Raw genomic sequence first — 20,615 nt, 5'->3', positions numbered from 1 at the left:
ACCACTAGATATGGATCAAGCCATGGGCTTCAAATGCGGCATCGTCGGTCTGCCGAACGTCGGCAAATCGACCCTCTTCAACGCGCTCACCAAGACGGCGGCCGCGCAGGCGGCGAACTACCCCTTCTGCACCATCGAGCCGAACACCGGCGAAGTCGCGGTGCCCGATCCGCGCATGCGCAAGCTCGCCGACATCGCGAAGTCCAAGGAACTGATCCCGACCCGCATCTCCTTCGTCGATATCGCCGGCCTCGTCCGCGGCGCCTCGAAGGGCGAAGGCCTCGGCAACCAGTTCCTCGCCAATATCCGCGAAGTCGACGCCATCGTGCACGTGTTGCGTTGTTTCGAGGACAGCGACATCACCCATGTCGAGGGCCGCATCAATCCTGTCGCCGATGCCGAGACGATCGAGACCGAACTGATGCTCGCCGATCTCGAGAGCCTGGAGCGCCGCACTGAGCAGACGCGCAAGCGCGCCACCGGCAAGGACAAGGAGTCGATGGCGATGCTGCCGATCATGGAAGCCTCGCTGAAGCTGCTCAACGAAGGCAAGCCGGTGCGCACGCTGCTGTCGAAGCTCGATGCCGAGGAGATCGCTATCCTCAAGGGCCTCAACCTCCTCACCTCGCATCCGGTGCTCTACGTCTGCAATGTCGCCGAAGGCGATGCCTCGACCGGCAACGAATTCACCGCCGCCGTCGCCGCCATGGCGAAGGAGCAGGGCGCCGAAACCGTCATCATCTCGGCGGCGATCGAAGCGGAGGTCGCCCAGCTTGCCGAAGAGGAAGCCAAGGAATTCCTCTCTGCCCTCGGCCTTGACGAGGCGGGCCTCGACCGGCTGATTCGCGCCGGCTACAAGCTGCTCGACCTCATCACCTATTTCACCGTCGGCCCGAAGGAGACGCGCGCCTGGACGATCGAGCGCGGCACCAAGGCGCCGCAGGCCGCCGGCGTCATCCACTCGGATTTCGAACGCGGCTTCATCCGCGCCAACACCATCGCCTACGACGATTACATCAAGTACAATGGCGAAGTTGGCGCCAAGGATGCCGGCAAGGCGCGCGACGAAGGCAAGGAATACGTCGTCCAGGACGGCGACGTCATCCACTTCCGTTTCAACACCTGATGAAATCGTTGCCGCGTTAACCGGGCGGCAGCCTGTTTGCGATTGCCGGCGGCAGTGCCCTGAGCACCAGCCGCCGAAGCGGCATCCAGCCTGTTCCGATAATGAGCACGATCGCGCCGACGACGATCAGCGTCGTGAAGATGTAGGTGTCGACAGTCGCATTTCCCTTCCGAACGACGCTGAAGATCGCAAAGCCGAGGGACAGCAGCCCCGACGTGACGAAGGCGCGACGATCGATGACGAGGCCGATCAGCATCAGCGCCGCCACGGTCGCGACGACCACGGGAGTCCGGGCCGACATGTTCGCCAGGTCGAAGATCCTGCCGCTTTCCCCGAACGACAGTAGGGAGACGGCACTGTAGAGCAGCGCCGGCGCCGCGCCGAGATGCAGCCAAAAGGCGATATCCGAACGCGTCGTCCGCCGCAGCCGGTCGCCGAGATCGAAATAAAGCGCCGTCGCGAACAGGCCGAGCGCGCACACGAAAGCGACCGCGGCCAGCACACCAAGATGATCGACAAAAAACGCGGGATTGCCGCTGAGACCTTGCACCAGTCGCAAAAGCAGCGTGAGCACCAAAGCAAGCGTCGACATGATGGTGAGCGCCAGCGACAACGGCACGCGATAGCGGACATAATAGACGCCGAGCAGGATCGGAAAGCCGGCGACGAACTGCGTCAGATCCGCCCCGATTTCGGAGGTCCACGGCGTGAAGACGCGGGACATCATCAAAAATGTCCAGCAGAACAGTGCGATCGTCAGGCTGACAGCCGGCAAAGCGAGCCGCTGGCGCCGCACCAGGATTTCCGAAAGCACGATGATGGCAACCGGCACGGCGTAAAGTGGCGCCAGCCCCCAGAGGCCGACGACCGCGACAATAACGCCGATGGTGATCAGCACGTCGTGGAAGCCGCGCACGAAGCGCGGCATCTCGGTATCCGACCATGTTTGCTGCGGTTCGGCTGTTGTTGTCACCGGCGCTTCGGCAACGGCAACGCCGCGCTCGATGAGAAACGGCAGAAGACGCCCACCCGCTTCCGGCGAAATTAGCCCCTCGCGCGCCGCTTCGTCGAGTATCGACCTCAGTTCAGTCATACCGGTTTCTCCCCGGAATCATTGAGCCCGCGCGGATGCTATTGTAAGCATTATGCGCTGCATATGGCGGAGGAGAAAATGCCGGCAGAAAAGCTGTCTTTCGAAGATTTCGAGCCCGGACACCGTTTCCCCCTCGGTCCCAAGCTGGTGCTCGCCGCAGAAATCATCGAGTTCGCCAGAGAATTCGACCCGCAGCCGATGCATCTCGACGAAGCTGCCGGCCGCGCCAGCATCCTCGGCGGACTTGCCGCTTCCGGCTGGCATACCTCAGCAATGCTCATGCGCATGATGGCCGACAGCTATATATTGAACGCCCTCTGCGAGGGGGCGCCGGGCATCGATCTGATGGAATGGCGAAAGCCGGTGCTCGCGGGCGATACGCTGCAGGGCCATTCGAGCGTACTCGAAACGCGGCCGATGCGCTCGCGCCCCGGCATGGGCATCGTCAAATTCCGCCACGTGCTGGAAAACCAGCGCGGCGAACTCGTCTGCCTTTCGGAGAATTCGGTCATGATCCGCATGCGCCCCCCGCAGGACGCCGATATGAACCCGGAGCTGCCGGCATGAGAATGGCCGAACTTTATCCTTTCGGCGCGAAGGCCGAAATCGGCAGCTATGCCTTCACCGAGGAAGACATCATCCGCTTTGCCGGACGCTACGATCCGCAGCGTTTTCATATCGACAAGGAAGCGGCGAAAGACACCCTTTTCGGCGGCCTCTGCGCCTCGGGCTGGCATACCACGGCCGCCTGGATGCGGACCTTCCTCGCCTTCTGGAAAAAGCAAAGCATCGCGCTTAGGGAAAGAGGCCTGACGGCACCGAACCTCGGCCCCTCGCCCGGTTTTCAGAAGCTGCAATGGCTGCGGCCCGTCTTTGCAGGCGACGTCGTGAGCTATTCCGTCGCCCTTCTCTCCAGCCGGCCGCTCGCGTCGCGGCCGGGGTGGCACCTCAACACCATTCTCTGCGAAGGCGTCAATCAGAACGGCGATCCGGTGATGCGCTTCGAAAGCGGTGTGCTGGAGTACGACTGACCCCGTCGCAACAGGGGTCAGTGTCCAGTGAATTCGACCAGCGTGTGCACCACGACGCCGAGTTCTTCCAGCTTCCTGCGACCGCCAAGATCGGGCAGGTCGATGACGAAGCAGGCACCGACCACTTCCGCGCCCATTTGGCGCAGAAGCTGCGTCGCCCCCACGGCCGTGCCGCCGGTGGCGATGAGATCGTCGACCAGGATCACCTTCTCCCCAGGCTCGACCGCATCACGATGCATCTCCATCTCGTCGACGCCATATTCCAGGCTGTAGGCGATCCGCACGGTGTCATGCGGCAGCTTGCCCTTCTTGCGGATCGGCACGAAGCCCGAGGAAAGCTGGTGCGCCACCGCACCGCCGAGGATGAAGCCGCGAGCCTCCATGCCGGCGATCTTGTCGATCTTCAGGCCCGCATAAGGCTGCACGAGTTCGTCGACCGCGCGGCGGAAAGCGCGGGGATTGCCGAGCAGCGTGGTGATGTCGCGGAAAATGATGCCGGGCTTGGGATAGTCAGGAATGGAGCGGATGCTGGCGGCAAGCTCCGAAAGCATATTGTTCATGGAAAGTCCGTATCTGCGAGCGCATAAAACCGGCTGCACCCTATCAATTGCCGGGGGTGGAACCAACAAAAAAGGCGGCTCGCAAGCCGCCTTTCGAATTCGGACACGGAACGCTCAATGTTCCTTGTTGGCGTAAACCGAGCGCTTTGTCAGGTAGATCAGCACCGTAAAGATCGCCAGGAACACCATGACCATGAAGCCGGTGCGCTTGCGCTCCTCGAGATGCGGTTCAGCGGCCCACATCAGAAAAGCGGAAACGTCCTTGGCGTACTGATCGACAGTCGCCGGCGCGCCGTCGTCATACGTTACCTGGCCGTCGGAAAGCGGCTTCGGCATAGCGAGAACGGCGGCAGCATGGAAATACGGGTTATAATGCGCGCCCTGAGCCACCTGGAAGCCGGATGGCGGCTCTTCATAGCCGGTCAGCAGCGAGTAGATGTAGTCCGGGCCGCTTTCCTGATACTGCGTAAAGATGTCAAAGACGAATTGCGGGAAGCCGCGCTCGACCTCACGGGCCTTGGCGATCAGCGAAAAATCAGGCGGAGCCGCACCGTTGTTGGACGCAGCCGCCGCTTCAGCATTGGCGAAGGGCGATGGGAAATGATCCGAAGGGACTGCCTTGCGGGTGAACATTTCGCCGGCCGAGTCCGGCCCGTCCTGAACTTCGTAATTGGCAGCGAATGCCTTCACCTGTGCCTCGGAATAACCGAGTTCGTCGAGCGTGCGGAAAGGCACGAGGCTCATCGAATGGCAGGCAGAACAGACTTCCGTGTAAACCTTGAGACCGCGCTGGAGCTGAGCCTTGTCGTAGTGGCCGAAGGGGCCTGCAAAGCTCCATTCCTGCTCCTTTGGTTCCTTTAGCGGATAGTGCGGCGTCGCGCCTTCCTCGTGATGCGCGGGAGCTGCACCATTCGCGGGCGTCGCTTCCTCTGCGAAAGCGGCACTGCCAAGGAGAGCGGCGACGGCAAGCGGCAGAATGCTTGCAACAAGCGTTTTCATAGTTCTATTCCCTTCCGTCGCTCGCTTACGCATTGGCCGCCGCGGCGGCGCCAGTGGTCTTGTTGCGCTTTTCAAGCACCGCTTCAGTGATCGAGTTCGGGATGCGGCGCGGCGTTTCCACCAGACCCAGAACTGGCATCGCGACCAGGAAGAAGGCGAAGTAGAGAAGCGTGCAGATCTGCGACACGATGACGTAGCTGCCTTCCGCAGGCTGCGAACCGAGCCAGCCGAGGATGATCGCGTTGAGCACGAACAGCCAGAAGAACAGCTTGTACCAGGGACGATAGACCGCCGAACGGACCTTCGAGGTGTCAAGCCACGGCAGGAAGAAGAGCACGATGATTGCGCCGAACATCACGAGCACGCCACCGAGTTTGGAGTCGATCGGGCCGATGTTGAAGGTGATCGAACGCAGCATCGCGTAGAACGGCAGGAAGTACCATTCGGGAACGATGTGGGCGGGCGTCTTCAACGGATCGGCCGGGATGTAGTTATCGGCGTGACCGAGGAAGTTCGGCAGGTAGAAGACGAAATAGGCGTAAACGAGCAGAAAGACGGAGACGCCGAGGGCGTCCTTCATCGTCGCATAGGGCGTGAAACGCACCGTGTCCGTCTTCGTCTTGACCTCGACGCCGGTCGGGTTCGTCTGGCCGGTCACATGCAGCGCCCAGATATGCAGGACGACGACGCCCGCAATCATGAAAGGCAGCAGGTAATGCAGCGAGAAGAAACGGTTCAGCGTCGGCTGATCGACGGCAAAGCCGCCCAGCAGGAACTGCTGCACCCATTCGCCGACCAGCGGGAAGGCCGAAAAGAAGCCGGTAATGACGGTCGCGCCCCAGAAGGACATCTGCCCCCAGGGCAGGACGTAGCCCATGAAGCCCGTCGCCATCATCAGCAGGTAGATGACCACGCCCAGGATCCAGAGGATTTCGCGCGGTGCCTTGTAAGAGCCATAGTAGAGGCCCCGGGCAATGTGCAGATAGACGGCAACGAAGAAGAAGGATGCGCCGTTGGCATGCAGGTAGCGCAGCAGCCACCCGTGGTTTACGTCGCGCATGATCTTTTCAACGGAGTTGAAAGCGATCGTCGTGTCGGCGGCGTAGTGCATGGCGAGCACGACACCCGTCAGGATCTGCACGATCAGCATCACGGAAAGCATCGCGCCGAAGGTATAGGCGTAGTTCAGGTTTCTGGGAACCGGATATGCCACGAAGCTGTCATAGACCATGCGCGGCAGAGGCAGGCGCGCATCGACCCATTTTTCGAAGCCGGTTGATGGTTCGTAGCTGGAATGGCCACTCATAAATCAGTCTCCCCTCAACCGATCTTGATTTTGGTATCGGACACAAATGAAAAGGTCGGAATCGCCAGGTTCTGCGGCGCAGGGCCTTTGCGAATGCGGCCGGCCGTGTCGTAGACCGAGCCATGGCAGGGACAGAACCAACCATTGTACTCACCGGCCTGACCGAGCGGAACGCAACCGAGATGGGTGCAGGTGCCGATCATGACGATCCAATTTTCCTTGTCCTTGCCACCCGAACGGTCAACACCGGTTGCCTGCGCTTCAGGTGGAAGGTTTGCGTTGCGCGCGATCGGATCCTTGAGATCCGCCAGCGGAACATCAGCTGCCGCTTTCACTTCCTCCGGTGTGCGGTTGCGGATAAAGATCGGCTTGCCGCGCCACTTGACCGTCAGCGACATGCCGGGCTCAAGGCTCGCGACATCGACTTCGATGGAGGCAAGCGCCAGCGTCGATGCATCCGGACGCATCTGGTCGATGAACGGCCATGCGACAGCAACGGCGCCGACAGCGCCCGCCATACCAGTGGTGAGATAAAGGAAATCACGGCGAGTGGGCTCTGCTGAAGCCTCGCTTGTCGTTACGTGTTCGCTCACGGCTTAACCATCCTCTGCGCAATTATCGCGGAATTCCGCCCCGCCCCCTCTGCTGACGAATCGATCTGGACACATTTCGGCCATAGATTCCCCGGCAATCCGGCGCGTTCTAAGCTTGATCGCAAATTATGTCCAGCCTTGGCAAGGGGATGAGGGCACAATGTCGCGGGAAATTTCAGATGAATTTTTTACGGCAAACACCCGCTTGCCCTTATGTTGCATTGCAACACAAAAGCCACCGTGTTAGGCGCAACCGCAACGATGCCAGCCAGCCGGACCCGAGCGGATGAGAGACACGATCTTTTGCGTAATGAGCGTTCTCACAACCCTCGTTCTCGCTATCATCTCGCTGCGCTATGCCAAAGATTTCTATCTGCTTTCTCTTTTTTATAGCTTCCAGATCCATCTGGCAGCGGCCGCAGCAGTGGCCTCCGGCATAGCCCTCCTCTTCAAGCGCCATTGGTACGCGCTGCTGACACTTGGCGCATCGATGGTTCTCGCCGTCCACGGCATCGTGATGGCGCGTGAATTCGTCGAGCCTAAGGTAGACGAGAGCCGCCCTGCTCTCTTCAAGCTGATGTCCTTCAATATAGAGAATGACAATTTCGCAAACGGCGCTGATATCGCCGACATGGCGATCGGATCCGGCGCCGACGTCGTCAACATCCTCGAGGCCGAACCGGTATTGTCCGAATTGCCGCGACTGCTGAAGACATACCCCTATTACGTCGGCTGCGGCGTCGGCATGGAGCAATGCGATACGCTCGTCCTGTCGAAGCGCCCGCTGATCGAACCTCGCATCCGCAGCCTCGGCCTGCTGTGGCGCAACCGGCTGACGATCTCGACGATCGATTTCGACGGCCAGAAGGTCAACTTGCTCGCCGCGCACCTGACCAAACCCTATTATGACGAATTCCACGGCCTGGAAGTCGAAGATCTCGCCGAGATTATCTCTTCGCTGCCGGGACCGCTCGTGCTTGCTGGTGATTTCAATACGTCGATTCTGGCGCCGGATGTGCAGTATCTCATGCGCAGCCAAGGCTTGGGCACCGCATCGCTGGAGCCTGCGACATGGCCGATCGCCGCCGGCCCGCTCGGCATTTCGATCGATCACGTCTTCAGCAAAGCGCCCCTGCGGCTGAAATCGGTCCGCCGCATCGAGAACAGTTTCGGATCAAACCATTTTGGCCTCATGGCGGAATTCGTCCTCGATCCTTGAGCCTGCATCCTCGTCGGACGCGAGAAATCCGCCGGACTGGCGTGCCCAGAGTTCCGCATAGAGCCCGCCGCGGCGAAGCAGCTCGTCGTGGCTGCCCTCCTCGATAATCCGGCCAAGGTCGACGACGATCAGCCGGTCGAGCGCGGCGATCGTCGAAAGCCGGTGGGCGATTGCGAGCACTGTCTTTCCCTCCATGATCCGATGGAGATTGGACTGGATCGCTTCCTCCACTTCCGAATCGAGCGCCGACGTCGCTTCGTCGAGAACCAGGATCGGCGCGTCCTTCAGCATGACTCGCGCGATGGCGATGCGCTGCCGCTGCCCGCCCGATAGTTTGACGCCGCGTTCGCCGACATGCGCATCGAAACCTCTACGGCCCTGCTGATCCTGCAGGCGCGCAATGAAGTCCACAGCTTCGGCGCGTCGGGCCGCGTCGACCAGCCGCTCCTCGCCGGCATCCGGTCGTCCGAACAGGATATTGTCGCGCACGGAACGGTGCAGCAGCGACGTATCCTGGCTGACGACGCCGATCTGCATCCGCAGCGATTCCTGGGTCACGGCCGATATATCCTGACCGTCGACCAAGATGTGGCCGTCCTGGATGTCATAGAGGCGCAGCAGCAGATTCATCAGCGTTGATTTGCCGGCGCCCGAACGCCCGACGATCCCGACCTTCTCGCCCGGGCGGATGGTCAGGGAGAAATTCTCGACGACGGGCTGCTGACCCTTGCCGTAGCGGAAGGAGACATTGTCAAAGCGGACGCCGGGCTGGCGGATCACCAGGCTCTTCGCATCCGGCCGATCGACGAGCCCGAGCGGCTGCGAAATCAGTTCGGCGGCGTTCTGAATGGTGCCGAGATTGCGCATGATGCCGTTGAACTGCGTCATCAGCCTGCCGAGCAGGAAATTCAGCCGGAGCACCAGCGCCAGCGAGAACGCCACCGCGCCCGAGCTGACGAGGCCGCGCAGCCAGAGATCGACGCTCAAGCCCGCCATCGTCACGATCATCAGGCCGGAGAGCAGCGCCATGGAGGCCCTCACACCGGTAATGAACCGCGTGAAGCGCATCACCGTGTCCTGATAGATATCGAAACCTTGGCGCATGTAGCGGTCGCTCTCTTCATCGCGCGCGAACAGCTTCAGTGTCTGCATATTGCTATAGGCGTCGACCATCCGGCCGTTCAGCATCGATCCGGCCTCCGCCGTTTCGCGCGAGTGATGGCGGATCCGTGGGACGAAGTGGCGGGCAAGCAGGCTGAAGGCGCCAAGCCAGAACAGCACGACGGCGGCGAGCGTAAAGTCCAGCCTGGCGACGAGCACCAGCGTCGTTACCGCATAAATTCCGACAAACCAGACGCTTTCCATCAACGAGGTGACGAGATCCCCGGTTGCCTGGCCGGCCGACCAGACCTTGGTGACGATACGCCCGGAGAAATCGCTCTGAAAGAACGACAATGATTGCCTTGAGACATGGAGATAAGATTGCCAACGTGCTAGATTGTAGAAGCCCGGCGTGATCACCTGCTGATCGACGAGGGCAATCAGGAAGGCAACGACGAAGCGCACGAGCCCGATGAGAGCGAGCATGCCGAACAGCTCGCCGCCATGGGCCGCGATAAGACCGCTCCAGCCGGCGCCGGGCGCAATACTAGCGAGAATATCGACGAGGCGTCCGACGAACCAGAAGAGTGCGGCCTCGATTGCCGCCGACGTGCCGCCGAGAATGAGCATGGCGATGAACGGCATCTTCGCCTGGCCGATGTAGAACCAGATGAAACCGAGCGTAGCGCGCGGCGGCTGCAAGTCGTCGCGCCGGCGGAACGGATCGATCCAGGTTTCAAACAGGCGGAAGAGGGGTCGCAGAAACATGCAAGCGATATAGGCGGATTGAGGGGAGTGGCAAAGGGAATGAAAAGCGGACGCAACCTTATATTTTGGTAATAGACGATAACATCGGCGGCATCGCCATTGATTGCCCCCGAACCCGTCACAATCTGACGATAGGATCGCGCTTAACCGGAGAGACGTCATGGAAACGAAAATGCTCGATGCGCATATTCCGCTTCCGCTTGCAGAAAGGTTGGATGCCCTGGCTCTCGACCTGGCGTTGCCGCGCGACGAGATCGTCATCGAGGCTATCGCCGCCTGGCTCGACAGCGAGGAGCGCCGCCGCATCGTGGCGCTGCGCACGATCGCGGCCGCCAACAGCATCGTCGTCGTCGGACATGACCGCGTGATCGACTGGGCCGACAGTCTTTGAAAAGAACGCCGGCACGAGCGCATCCGGTCTTCGACAATCGTCTCGCGAGCACAAATCATCGAAATCATGAAAATGCCCTCCCCGCTCACGCCGGGAGGGTCGATTCTTATTCCGCGGCCTCTTCCGCCTCTTCGGCATGATCGGAGAGGAAGCCGCCGGACTGGCGGTTCCAGAGGTCGGCGTAGATGCCGCCGCTTCCGATCAGTTCGGCGTGCGAACCGGCCTCGACGATCCGCCCCTTGTCGAGCACGATCAGCCGGTCCATCTCCGTCAGCGTCGAAAGCCGGTGGGCGATCGCGATCACCGTCTTGCCCTCCATCAGGGCGAAGAGGTTTTCTTGGATCGCCGCCTCGACTTCGGAATCGAGTGCCGAGGTTGCCTCGTCGAGCACGAGGATCGGCGCATCCTTTAGGAAGACGCGGGCGATCGCGATCCGCTGCCGCTGACCACCTGAGAGCTTGACGCCGCGCTCGCCGACCTGCGCGTCGAGCCCCTGGCGGCCCTGCATGTCAACGAGCCCTTCGATGAACTCCCAGGCATTGGCGCGTTTGGCCGCTTCGATCACTTCGGCGTCGGTGGCCTCCGGCCGGCCATAGGCGATGTTGTCGCGGATCGAACGGTGCAGCAGCGAGGTGTCCTGCGTCACCACGCCGATCAGCGAACGCAGGCTCTCCTGCGAGACGCCTGATATATCCTGCCCGTCGATCGTGATGCGGCCGGCCTCCAGGTCATAGAAGCGCAGCAGCAGGTTCATCAGCGTCGTCTTGCCGGCGCCGGAACGACCGACCAGACCCACCTTCTCGCCTGCCTTGATGTCAAGCGACAGATTGTCGATGACACCCTTGCCCTTGCCATAGTGGAAGCGAATGCGATCGTAATGGATCGCCCCCTTCTTGGCCGTCATTGCGGGCGCATTCGGCTGGTCGATGATGTCGTGCTGCTTGCTCATCATCTCCATGCCGTCATAGACCGTGCCGATATTCTCGAACAGCGCCGAGACTTCCCACATGATCCACTGCGACATGCCGTTGACGCGCATGGCAAGACCGATGGCGATGGCGATCGCTCCGACCGAGATCGCCCCGTTCAGCCAAAACCAGATCGACAGGCCCGAGACGACAAAGAGCGCGACGCAGTTGTTCAGGTAGACGCTGATATGGAACAGCGTCACCTTTCGCATCTGCTTGTGCACGGTCTGCAGGAACTCGTCCATGCCCTGTTTGGCATAGATCTCCTCGCGTCCCGCATGCGAGAACAGCTTGACGGTTGCGATGTTCGTATAGCTGTCGACCACGCGGCCCGTCATCATCGAGCGCGCATCCGCCTGCTGGGCCGCGAGCTTGCGAAGCCGGGGCACGAAGTAAGAGACGATGCTGACATAGACTGCGAGCCAGATGAGAATCGGGATCATCAGCCGCCAGTCGGCCGCGGCAATCACGATGATCATCGTCAGGAAATAGCTGACGACATAGACGAAGACGTCGAGGATCTTCATCACCGTTTCGCGCACCGCAAGCGAGGTCTGCATCACCTTGGTCGCGACACGCCCGGCAAACTCGTTGGCGAAGAAGGTCATGCTGTGGCGCAGCAGGAAGCGGTGCATCTGCCAGCGCGCCATCATCGGATAATTGCCGAGCAGCATCTGGTGCATGATGAGGGAATCGAGCCCTGCCGCCAGCGGCAAGCCGACCAGCACCAGAGCCGCCATCCAGAACAGCTTGTGGCCTTCCGTCTGCAGGAAGGTGGCGCGATCGGCATTGGTCAGCCAGTCGACGATGTCGCCGAGGAACTGGAAGAGCGCCACTTCGCCGATGGCGATCAGCGACGTCAGCACTGCCATCAGGCCGAGCCACGGCGCTGCCGGCTTGCTGTAATGCCAGCAGAAGGCAAAGAGACCTTTCGGGGGGGCGACGGGCTCCTCGCTCGGAAAGGGATTGAGTCGCTGCTCGAACCAGCCAAACATGAAATTGCTCCGAAACATCACCGTTCCGGCTCCCGGCTTCGCGCCATCCCGGCGCATGCAAGCACATATGGGAACCGGACGTTCAAGGGGCGAGGCTGAAACAGCCGCACAATGGATCAAAAGGGAAGTTTTAGAAAGAAGCCCGCTCTAGCGGTGCCATGTCGCCTTGATCGGCATCACGGCAGGAAAGCGCGAAATGAGCAAAATATTCATGAGGCCCTCCCTGCTGGCGTTCGAAGATGTGCATGCATAACGCGAAAAGTGCGAAACTTCCAGACCTGAACTGGCGCAAATAGCGCGTTTTAGGGCCAAACCGCGTCCTGTTGCGCCGAAATCACAGTTGTATTAGGCCTCCCCGCGTCTAAACGAACAAGCGGCGCATACATGGCGAACCTCAGACTGGCACTCTATCAGCCGGACATTCCCGGCAATACCGGCACGATCCTGCGCCTTGCAGCCTGCCTCGGCTTTGCCGTGGATCTGATCGAGCCCGCCGGCTTCGACGTCTCCGACCGCAACCTGAAACGATCGGGCATGGATTATATCGCCGCCGCGGCGCTGACCCGCCACGTCAGCTGGGACCGCTTCGAGGCCTGGCGCGCCACATCAGGCCGGCGCCTGATCCTCGCCTCGACCAAGGCCGCCGACCGCTACACCGACTTCGCCTTCCGCCCGGATGATGTCCTGCTGTTTGGGCGCGAAAGCGCCGGCGTGCCGGATCACGTGCACGAGAGAGCCGACGCCCGCATCCTCGTTCCGATGGTCGAAGGCCAGCGGTCGATCAATGTCGCAGTCTCGGCGGCCATGATCGTCGGCGAGGCGATGCGCCAAACCGTCTGGGCTTGATCGGCGGCTGTCTGAACGGATTGCCGAATATATCAACAAGTGTCGGAAATCGACATTGTCAATCGATCAAACCGGCGTATATTCATTAGCCGGACAATCAAAACCCCCGCACGATTTTCACAATTTCAATAACTTGGGAAGATTGGCCATCAGGCCGACGCCCTTAGACTGACGAAAGCAGAATAAAACAAGAAAATGGATTCTACGATCATCATGATCAACCTGTTCGGAGCCGTGGCGCTGCTGCTGTTCGGCCTCGCGCAGGTGAAGGACGGCGTGTCCAGGGCCTTCGGCGCCCGGCTGAGAACGGGGCTGGCGACCGGCACGCGCGGCGGCCTTCGCTCATTCCTGTCGGGACTTGTCGCGACCGTCGCGCTGCAGAGCTCGACGGCAACAGCGCTGATGACCGCCTCCTTCGTCGAACGTGATCTGATCAATCCGCGCATGGCCCAGCTCGTCCTGCTCGGCGCCAATGTCGGCACGGCGATCACTGCATGGATCGTCGCGACAGGCATCGAATGGCTCTCACCGCTCCTGATCCTCTCCGGCATCGTGCTTTACCGCGGCCGCTCCAGCACCCGCCAAGGCGGCGGCGCAGCGCTGATCGGGATCGGCCTGATGCTGTTGTCGCTGCATCTCCTGAGCCTTGCGACGGAGCCGATGCGCGCCTCCCCCGCTCTCGCCGCTTTCATCAGTCTGCTGGATGGCGCTCTGCCCGTGGCGCTCCTTTTCTCGGCAGCGCTCGCCTTCGTCTCATCGTCCAGTCTGGCTGTGGTGGTGCTCATCCTGTCGCTCGCCTCGGCCGGCCTGATCTCTGCCGAACTCGTCATCGTGCTCGTGCTCGGCGCCAATCTCGGCGGCGCGATACCGCCCGTCGTCGCGACGATGTCCGGGCCGGTTTCGGCGCGACGCGTCACGTTCGGCAATCTCGCCGTCCGTGCGCTCGGCTGCATCATCGCCCTGCCGCTCGCGGGCTACGGCGCGGAATTCATTCAGGTGCTGCCCTTCGGACCGTCAAAGCTCCCAGTCGATGCGCATCTGCTTTTCAATGTTCTGCTCGCCGCCCTCGCCTGGCCCTTTTCGAGGCCGCTCGCCACGCTGATGACCCGACTGGTTCCGGATCAGGCCGAGCCGGACACGGCTCCGAAATATCTGGACGCCCATGAGCTTTCGACGCCCGTCATTGCTTTGACCAGCGCCACCCGCGAAGTGCTCGGCATCGGCGACATCATCGAGCGCATGCTGATCCGAGTCTCCGAGGCCTTCGAAGGCAATGACTCTTCCAAGCTTTCCGAAATCGCGATCCTCGAAGAGCGTGTCGACAAGCTGCAGCAGGCGGTGAAGGTCTATCTCTCGAAGCTCGGCCGCGAGGGGCTCAGCGACGAGAACGCCCGCCGTTCGATCGTTATCATCGATTATGCCATCAATCTCGAACATATGGGCGATATCATCGAGAAAGGCTTGCTGGAGCAGATATCGAAGAAGATCTCGCTCGGGCTCAGGTTTTCCGACGACGGTCATCAGGAATTGCGTAAGCTGTTCGACCTGACGATCGACAATCTTCGTGTCGCCCAGACGATCTTCGTCACTCGCGATTTCAATCTTGCGCGTCAGATGATGGAGACAAAGGTAGAGGTCCGGCGCATGGAGAAACAGTCGGCCGAACACCATCTGGAGCGCCTGCGTGACGGACGCGCCGACAGTCTGCAGACAAGCTCGCTGCATCTCGATATGCTGCGTGACCTGAAGAGGATCAACGCCCACATCGTCTCGGTGGCGCATCCGATCCTGGATGAAAGCGGCCTTCTGATCGAAAGCCGCGTGCGTGCTGTCGCGGAGTGACGGTCAGTCGGCCGAAGGCAGACGGCGCATGGTGAATTCGATCTGGTCGCCGTCGAGCTGACGCCAGCTTTCGACCTCGGTCCAATAGGCCGCTTTCGGATATTCGTCGAACCATTCGCGCGCCTTGGCGCGGGCATCGAGGAGGCCGAGGCAATATGTCTCACGCACGAAATGGTCTTTCTTGCGGGCAGGATTTTCCGCCCGGTGTCTCGCCATTCTGCGCTTCAGGCCGTCGAAGGACGGAGGTCCTGGAATTTTTGCCATCAACCCTACCTCTGCCGAAAAGATAGTATCGAAACCCTTGCTTTGCGAGTCGAATCTCGATGCCCCGGCCGCAGCCTTGGCGAGAGGCGGCGCCACCTGCTAGATGTGGCGGGCAACAGGGAATGAGCGAGTCGCATCCTGAACGGATGCCGGCCGCGGAGGCGTGACATGGAAAGACCGGAACTGCCGATCGGCTTGCCTGCGGATATCGAAGAGAAGAAGGCGGCCGCCCGCAACTGGTTCGAAGGACTGCGCGATACGATCTGCGCCTCCTTCGAAGCCCTCGAAGACGAACTGCAAGGCCCCTTGTCCGATCAGGAGCCCGGCCGCTTCGTCGCCAAGGACTGGTCGCGTGAAGAAGGCGCTGGCGGCGGTGGCCGCATGTCGATGATGGAAGGCCGCGTGTTCGAGAAGGTCGGCGTCCACACCTCTACCGTTCACGGCGAATTCTCACCGGACTTTCGCACCCAGATACCGGGTGCCAAGGACGATCCGCGTTTCTGGGCCTCGGGCATTTCGCTGATCGCCCATCCCGTCAACCCCAATGTTCCCACGGTGCATATGAACACCCGCATGGTGGTCACAACAAGCCGCTGGTTCGGCGGCGGCGCCGATCTGACGCCGGTGCTGTCGCGCCGCCGCACCCAGGAGGATGAGGACAGCCAGCTCTTCCACAAAGCCATGGAAATCGCCTGCCGAAACCATGCCGTCGCCGATTACGATGCCTACAAGGGCTGGTGCGACGACTATTTTTTCCTCAAGCATCGCAACGAGCCCCGCGGCATCGGCGGCATCTTCTTCGATTGGCTGCATTCGAGCGAAGAAGCCGGCGGCTGGGACGCCGATTTCGCCTTCACGCGCGATGTCGGCAGGGCTTTCGCCATGGTCTATCCGAAGATCGTTCGCTCCAACTTCAACAAGTTGTGGACGGAGGCCGATCGTGACGAACAATTGATCCGCCGGGGCCGCTACGTCGAATTCAATCTGCTGTATGATCGCGGCACGATCTTCGGCCTGAAGACCGGCGGCAACGTCGAATCCATTCTCTCCTCGCTGCCGCCTGTCGTGCGCTGGCCGTGAGACTGTAAAATCTCATCGATTATTCGAACTGAGGGACCTTCATAAAAATTCAGTGAGTCCTAACTTTATATGTACGTGCGTAACAATCGGAGGAGGATTGTCATGACGACAGAAAGCGGCTCGCCTGCGTCCACGGATGTCCAGGAAACATTCCGTGCAATCGACACACCCGAGTTCCTTATCCGCATTGCCGAGAAACTGCGGGCCAAGAGTGGCTCCGATCTGCCGCTGTGCTGCTTCATCGAGCAGGTCAAGCTGCAACTGGCCGGCGGAAAGTCGCCGGAGGAACTGCAGAACGACGCAGCCAACAGCAACACGCCGGGCCATCTCTCGGATACTTTCAAAGCCTGGGCGATGCCCGACTGAACACCTTCTCCGGTCGCCACCTCCTGCCGGCCGGAACCTTCTCTTCGCACGTACATTTCATCAATCGCGTGAGAACGCGATGGCCGTTGCGTTCCAGACAGAGGAGAAAACCATGCGACTTTTCGAATGTGGCACGCTCGTTCCCGGCTGCGCCTGGCACACCCGGGCGGATAATGACGCAGAAGTGGTTCGCCGCGCCGTTGAGCACCTGAAGACTGCTCACGGCGAAACGATCATACGCGAAAACATGGTTGACAACATCAAGGCACGCATCCGCGACGAGGCCACCGCCGCCTGAGAGCGGGTGCCCGCGTCCTGGCAGCGACGACTATGACAGCGCCGCATCCACCCGATGCGGCGTATAATCCCTATTGGATGCGTTCCTGCAGCCGGGCGAGCAGTGCTGGCCGGTCAGCGGCGAAATTCTCCTCTACCCACTGGTTTTCCAGCACCGCAAGCAGTTCCCCGACGCGGGGACCGGATGCGATGCCCGCCGCCATCACATCGCCGCCATTTAGAGGAAATTGCGGCTTCTTCCAGTTCACGGCCTGATCCAGGAGCTTGCCGAGCCGCGCGGAGCGCGCCATTTCGCCAAGATCGCCTTCGGCCTTGCCGCGCGCAACGCCGAGCGCCAACTTCAGCCGCGTCGTGATACCGTCCGCGCCGTTGCGGTAAAGCAGTCGCTCGAAGGCGGCCGGCGATATCTCGTCATTGACCGGTTCCGCTTTCGCCCAGGCCGTCAGGGTGGCGGCTTCCGCATTCGAGAGCTTCAGCCGGGCCGCAAGCGCCGTGAGCCGCGCCGCATCGGGCGGCACGATCGCCGCAAGGCGCAACAGCGGATCGGGCGTCCAGCCGAGCGCCTTTTCGGTGGCAACGAGAGAAGGGATTGCATCGATCCCCCACCGCTCCGATTCCGGCAGAATTTCCGTCAGCACCGCCACCTGCCGCATCCAGAGCAGCGCCCGGCCGGGATCGCCGGCACCAAGCAGCTTTCTAAGCTCCGACCAGACGCGCTCGGCCGAGAGCGTCTTCAGTTTCGAACGCGCCGCAGCACAGGCTTTCAGACCCTCGGGATCCGGCCGCCCGGAACCGTAATAGGCGAAGAAGCGGAAGAAGCGCAGGATGCGCAGATAGTCCTCGGCGATACGCCTTGCCGCATCGCCGATGAAGCGGATTTTGCGCGTCTCGATGTCCGCAAGCCCGCCGACGAGATCCACCACCTCGCCCTTGGCATCGGCATAGAGCGCGTTGATCGTCAGGTCGCGCCGTTCGGCATCGGCCTTCCAATCGGTGCTGAAAGCGACCTTGGCGCGGCGTCCGTCGGTCTCGACATCGGTACGCAGGGTCGTCACCTCGAAGGGCTTGCCGTCGATGACGAGCGTCACCGTGCCGTGCTGCAGCCCTGTCGGCACCGCCTTGATGCCGGCCACTGCTGCCCGCTCCATGACAATTTCGGGCGCCAGCGTCGTGGCGATGTCGATATCGCTGACCGGCAGGCCCATCAGGCTGTTGCGCACCGCGCCGCCAACCACCCGTCCTTCCCCGTCATCGGTATTGAGAAGTGCCAGGACCCGGGCGAGCGCCGGATCGCGGAACCATGCCTGGTCGGCAATGCCGGTCATGCGTAAAGCCTTTCGTAGAGCGTGCGGACGATGCCGGCGGTGATGCCCCAGATCATTCTGGTTTCATAGGGCATGCGGTAGAAATGCCGGTCGATGCCGTCGATCACGCGCCTGTCGCGGTTATGATTGGCCGGATTCATCAGGAAGGAGAGCGGCACCTCGAACACCTCGTCCACCTCGGCCGGGTTCGGCGTCAGCGCGAAACCCCGCTTGACGACGCCGAGCACGGGCGTGATGCGGAAGCCGGTCGAAGCGAGATAATTCGGCAGCCTGCCGACTGTCTCGACGAAGGAACCGGGCAGGCCGATTTCCTCCTCCGTCTCGCGGATCGCCGCCATTTCGGGCGAGATATCGGCCGGATCGATCGAGCCGCCGGGAAAGGCGATCTGACCGGAATGTTTGCGCAGCGTCGCCGTGCGCTTGGTGAAGATCACCCGCGCTTCCTCGCCGTCGTCGACGACGGGCACGAGCACGGCGGCATCGCGCAGCTTGAAGGTCGCAATCTCCTCCACGATATCGGGGTTGAGGATATGGTCGCCGTGATCACGCCAGGCATGGTCCACCGGCCCGCCATTCTGATCGAGCGCACGGCGGCGGAATTCAGCTGCTGAGAACAGCGGATAACGTTGGGTGATCGCATCGTTCATCGGGAAAGCGCATCCAGTTCGTCGGCCGGCATGACGGGAAAGACCTCGCCGGCGGAGCGGACCGCAAACATCGCCCGCCCCTCCACGTCGAGCGTCTCGCCGAGTGCCGCCAGTTCATACATCACCGCACGCGACACCAGCGCCTCCAGCCGCCCGCGCACATACAGATAGGGTTTCAGTTCGGCATTGCCGCCCGCAATGGCAAAGCGCAGCCGATGCCCTCCTCCCGCCTCCACGACATCACCGACATTGGTGCGGAATGTCAGTACCTGTTTGCCCTCCCGCTCCGTCACGCTCATCTCCACGGCGACGAACGGCGCGTCCACGACCCTGATCCCGACCTTTTCCACAGGAGTTACGAGGTAGGTCTTTTCGTCCTCGTCCTTGCGCAACACCGTCGAAAAAAGCCGCACCAGCGCCGGCCGGCCGATCGGCGTGCCCATGTAGAACCAGGTGCCGTCGGCCCTGATCTCCATGTCGATATCCCCGCAGAAGGGCGGATTCCACCGTTCGACCGGGGGCAATCCTCGTTTTTTGCCGGCGGTTTCCTGCGACGCGCGCGAAATCAGCGCGGCAAGCCCCGCCGCATCCGCCTGTCCGCTGATTTCTTCGGCTGCCATTCTTCCGTCCCGGTTTGTCCTTAACGAAGTGAAGTCACGAGATAGTCATTCGTAACGAACTTGTCAGCCCGTCGCATCTCCATAACTCTATCGAGTATGAGGCAGATGTATAAGTCCGCCGATTCGCTGCCGAATGATTTCAGCCGTTGGAGATGCCCGTGGGTATGATGAAGACCGAAGCCAGCCTCGATGAAAAGGCGATCGTCGCCGCCGCCGAAAGGGCGCTCTCCGATATCGCTGCCATCCGCGGGGAAGTCTCCAAAGTGATCTTCGGTCAGGAGAGCGTCGTCGAGAACACCATCCTCGCCGTGCTATCAGGCGGCCATGCCCTGCTCGTCGGCGTCCCCGGCCTTGCCAAGACCCGCTTGGTGACGACACTCGGCGAGGTGCTCGGCCTTGCTGCCAACCGCGTCCAGTTCACGCCAGACCTGATGCCTTCCGATATTCTGGGGTCGGAGGTGATGGATCAGGACGACAGCGGCCGCCGTTCCTTCCGTTTCGTCAAAGGCCCGGTCTTCGCCCAGCTCCTGATGGCCGACGAAATCAACCGCGCCTCGCCGCGCACTCAGTCGGCGCTTCTGCAGGCGATGCAGGAATATCACATCACCATCGCCGGCCAGCGCTATGACCTGCCGGCTCCCTTCCATGTGCTCGCCACCCAGAACCCCCTGGAGCAGGAAGGCACCTATCCTCTGCCCGAGGCCCAGCTCGACCGCTTCCTGCTGCAGGTCGACGTCAACTATCCCGAGCTCGCCGCCGAGCGACAGATCCTGCTCGAGACCACAGGCCTCGGCGAAACCCGGCCAGAAGCCGTCATCGATGCGCAACGGCTGATCGAAATCCAGGCCCTGGTGCGCCAGATGCCGGTGAGCGAGACGGTCGTCGACGCCATCCTTTCGCTGGTGCGCTCCGCCCGCCCCGGTCAGGGGAATGCCTCGACCGACAAGAACGTCGCCTGGGGTCCGGGCCCGCGCGCCGGCCAGGCGATGATGCTCTGCGCGCGCGCCCGCGCGCTCTACGAGGGCCGCCTCGCCCCGTCCCTCGATGATATCTTCGCGCTTGCCGAACCCATTCTTCAGCACCGCATGGCGCTGACCTTCGCCGCCCGCGCCGAAGGCATGTCGGTGCGCGACGTCATTGCCGGCCTGGTCAGGCAGGCAAAGGGATAAGGAAGCCGG

Annotated in this window: 22 protein-coding genes; 11 read left to right on the top strand and 11 right to left on the bottom strand. The window is 61.6% G+C overall.

Annotated elements, in window-relative coordinates:
• Positions 1-22: 22 nt before the first annotated feature.
• On the top strand, positions 23-1,126 hold the full coding sequence (gene ychF, locus J7U39_RS03710) for a redox-regulated ATPase YchF (protein ID WP_020921909.1): 1,104 nt from the start codon (positions 23-25) through the stop codon (positions 1,124-1,126).
• Positions 1,127-1,142: 16 nt separating this feature from the next.
• Here ychF and J7U39_RS03705 read toward each other — a convergent pair whose 3' ends face one another.
• Positions 1,143-2,219 (bottom strand): hypothetical protein, encoded by a 1,077-nt coding sequence (locus J7U39_RS03705; protein WP_210630463.1) that lies wholly within the window; start codon positions 2,217-2,219, stop codon positions 1,143-1,145.
• A 78-nt stretch (positions 2,220-2,297) separates the two neighbouring features.
• Here J7U39_RS03705 and J7U39_RS03700 point away from each other — a divergent pair, with 78 nt between their 5' ends.
• The gene (locus J7U39_RS03700) at positions 2,298-2,786 is read left to right on the top strand and encodes a MaoC family dehydratase (RefSeq protein ID WP_210630462.1); all 489 of its coding nucleotides are present in this window, start codon (positions 2,298-2,300) and stop codon (positions 2,784-2,786) included.
• Positions 2,783-3,250, top strand: coding sequence for a MaoC family dehydratase (locus J7U39_RS03695; protein WP_210630461.1), 468 nt, complete (start codon positions 2,783-2,785; stop codon positions 3,248-3,250). Before J7U39_RS03700 ends, J7U39_RS03695 begins: the two co-directional genes overlap by 4 nt.
• A 17-nt stretch (positions 3,251-3,267) precedes the next feature.
• Here J7U39_RS03695 and J7U39_RS03690 read toward each other — a convergent pair whose 3' ends face one another.
• The 4 genes from J7U39_RS03690 to petA all read right to left on the bottom strand — a co-directional run bounded on the left by J7U39_RS03690 (position 3,268) and on the right by petA (position 6,708).
• Complete coding sequence (locus J7U39_RS03690) at positions 3,268-3,810, bottom strand: adenine phosphoribosyltransferase (RefSeq protein ID WP_210630460.1); 543 nt, start codon at positions 3,808-3,810, stop codon at positions 3,268-3,270.
• 114 nt (positions 3,811-3,924) lie between these two features.
• Positions 3,925-4,809 carry a cytochrome c1 gene (locus J7U39_RS03685; protein WP_210630459.1) on the bottom strand — a complete coding sequence of 295 codons (885 nt, stop codon included), beginning with the start codon at positions 4,807-4,809 and terminating at the stop codon, positions 3,925-3,927.
• A 25-nt stretch (positions 4,810-4,834) separates the two neighbouring features.
• Entirely contained in the window at positions 4,835-6,115 is a 1,281-nt protein-coding gene (locus J7U39_RS03680) for a cytochrome b N-terminal domain-containing protein (RefSeq protein ID WP_085778917.1), read from the bottom strand.
• A 14-nt stretch (positions 6,116-6,129) separates the two neighbouring features.
• Positions 6,130-6,708 (bottom strand): ubiquinol-cytochrome c reductase iron-sulfur subunit, encoded by a 579-nt coding sequence (petA, locus tag J7U39_RS03675; RefSeq protein ID WP_011426278.1) that lies wholly within the window; start codon positions 6,706-6,708, stop codon positions 6,130-6,132.
• A 286-nt stretch (positions 6,709-6,994) separates the two neighbouring features.
• Between petA and J7U39_RS03670 the strand changes: the two genes are divergently transcribed.
• A complete protein-coding gene (locus J7U39_RS03670; RefSeq protein ID WP_210630458.1) occupies positions 6,995-7,927 on the top strand; it encodes an endonuclease/exonuclease/phosphatase family protein in 933 nt (310 codons plus the stop codon).
• On the opposite strand, the gene J7U39_RS03665 is transcribed toward J7U39_RS03670, so the two are convergent.
• Positions 7,883-9,796, bottom strand: a complete 1,914-nt coding sequence (locus tag J7U39_RS03665) for an ABC transporter ATP-binding protein (RefSeq protein ID WP_210630457.1) — start codon at positions 9,794-9,796, stop codon at positions 7,883-7,885. The two genes, J7U39_RS03670 and J7U39_RS03665, sit on opposite strands and share 45 nt — an antisense overlap.
• Positions 9,797-9,956: 160 nt before the next feature.
• On the opposite strand from J7U39_RS03665, the gene J7U39_RS03660 reads away from it, so the two are divergent.
• Complete coding sequence (locus J7U39_RS03660; RefSeq protein ID WP_210630456.1) at positions 9,957-10,187, top strand: CopG family transcriptional regulator; 231 nt, start codon at positions 9,957-9,959, stop codon at positions 10,185-10,187.
• A gap of 106 nt (positions 10,188-10,293) precedes the next feature.
• Here the strand turns inward: J7U39_RS03660 and J7U39_RS03655 are convergent, their stop codons facing one another.
• Positions 10,294-12,150: an ABC transporter ATP-binding protein gene (locus J7U39_RS03655; protein ID WP_210630455.1), complete on the bottom strand. Its 1,857-nt coding sequence runs from the start codon at positions 12,148-12,150 to the stop codon at positions 10,294-10,296.
• Between the two features lie 384 nt (positions 12,151-12,534).
• On the opposite strand from J7U39_RS03655, the gene J7U39_RS03650 reads away from it, so the two are divergent.
• Both J7U39_RS03650 and J7U39_RS03645 read left to right on the top strand, forming a co-directional pair.
• Positions 12,535-12,996, top strand: a complete 462-nt coding sequence (locus J7U39_RS03650; protein ID WP_210630454.1) for a tRNA (cytidine(34)-2'-O)-methyltransferase — start codon at positions 12,535-12,537, stop codon at positions 12,994-12,996.
• 195 nt (positions 12,997-13,191) lie between these two features.
• The gene (locus J7U39_RS03645) at positions 13,192-14,838 is read left to right on the top strand and encodes a Na/Pi cotransporter family protein (RefSeq protein ID WP_210630453.1); all 1,647 of its coding nucleotides are present in this window, start codon (positions 13,192-13,194) and stop codon (positions 14,836-14,838) included.
• Between the two features lie 3 nt (positions 14,839-14,841).
• On the opposite strand, the gene J7U39_RS03640 is transcribed toward J7U39_RS03645, so the two are convergent.
• Positions 14,842-15,102 carry a hypothetical protein gene (locus tag J7U39_RS03640; protein WP_064804101.1) on the bottom strand — a complete coding sequence of 87 codons (261 nt, stop codon included), beginning with the start codon at positions 15,100-15,102 and terminating at the stop codon, positions 14,842-14,844.
• A 168-nt stretch (positions 15,103-15,270) separates the two neighbouring features.
• Between J7U39_RS03640 and hemF the strand changes: the two genes are divergently transcribed.
• The 3 genes from hemF (at position 15,271) to J7U39_RS03625 (ending at position 16,846) form a co-directional block, all read left to right on the top strand.
• Positions 15,271-16,182, top strand: a complete 912-nt coding sequence (gene hemF / locus J7U39_RS03635) for an oxygen-dependent coproporphyrinogen oxidase (RefSeq protein WP_210630452.1) — start codon at positions 15,271-15,273, stop codon at positions 16,180-16,182.
• A 102-nt stretch (positions 16,183-16,284) separates the two neighbouring features.
• Positions 16,285-16,548, top strand: coding sequence for a hypothetical protein (locus J7U39_RS03630; RefSeq protein ID WP_210630451.1), 264 nt, complete (start codon positions 16,285-16,287; stop codon positions 16,546-16,548).
• 112 nt (positions 16,549-16,660) lie between these two features.
• Complete coding sequence (locus J7U39_RS03625; protein WP_064806262.1) at positions 16,661-16,846, top strand: DUF1059 domain-containing protein; 186 nt, start codon at positions 16,661-16,663, stop codon at positions 16,844-16,846.
• A gap of 70 nt (positions 16,847-16,916) precedes the next feature.
• Here J7U39_RS03625 and J7U39_RS03620 read toward each other — a convergent pair whose 3' ends face one another.
• From J7U39_RS03620 to J7U39_RS03610, 3 genes are read right to left on the bottom strand one after another with little or no spacing between them, the layout of a single operon-like run.
• Positions 16,917-18,170 carry a CCA tRNA nucleotidyltransferase gene (locus J7U39_RS03620; protein WP_210630450.1) on the bottom strand — a complete coding sequence of 418 codons (1,254 nt, stop codon included), beginning with the start codon at positions 18,168-18,170 and terminating at the stop codon, positions 16,917-16,919.
• Positions 18,167-18,817 (bottom strand): CoA pyrophosphatase, encoded by a 651-nt coding sequence (locus J7U39_RS03615; RefSeq protein ID WP_210630449.1) that lies wholly within the window; start codon positions 18,815-18,817, stop codon positions 18,167-18,169. Before J7U39_RS03615 ends, J7U39_RS03620 begins: the two co-directional genes overlap by 4 nt.
• Positions 18,814-19,437 (bottom strand): DUF1285 domain-containing protein, encoded by a 624-nt coding sequence (locus J7U39_RS03610; RefSeq protein WP_210630448.1) that lies wholly within the window; start codon positions 19,435-19,437, stop codon positions 18,814-18,816. The genes J7U39_RS03615 and J7U39_RS03610 overlap by 4 nt, the downstream gene beginning before the upstream one ends.
• A 158-nt stretch (positions 19,438-19,595) precedes the next feature.
• Between J7U39_RS03610 and J7U39_RS03605 the strand changes: the two genes are divergently transcribed.
• The gene (locus J7U39_RS03605; protein WP_210630447.1) at positions 19,596-20,606 is read left to right on the top strand and encodes a MoxR family ATPase; all 1,011 of its coding nucleotides are present in this window, start codon (positions 19,596-19,598) and stop codon (positions 20,604-20,606) included.
• Positions 20,607-20,615 lie beyond the last annotated feature (9 nt).

This window comes from Rhizobium sp. NLR16a (assembly GCF_017948245.1).
In the GTDB taxonomy this organism is placed as follows: domain Bacteria; phylum Pseudomonadota; class Alphaproteobacteria; order Rhizobiales; family Rhizobiaceae; genus Rhizobium.
The sequence above is the reverse complement of the archived record's forward strand: the minus strand, read 5'-3'. Positions and strand labels throughout refer to the sequence as shown.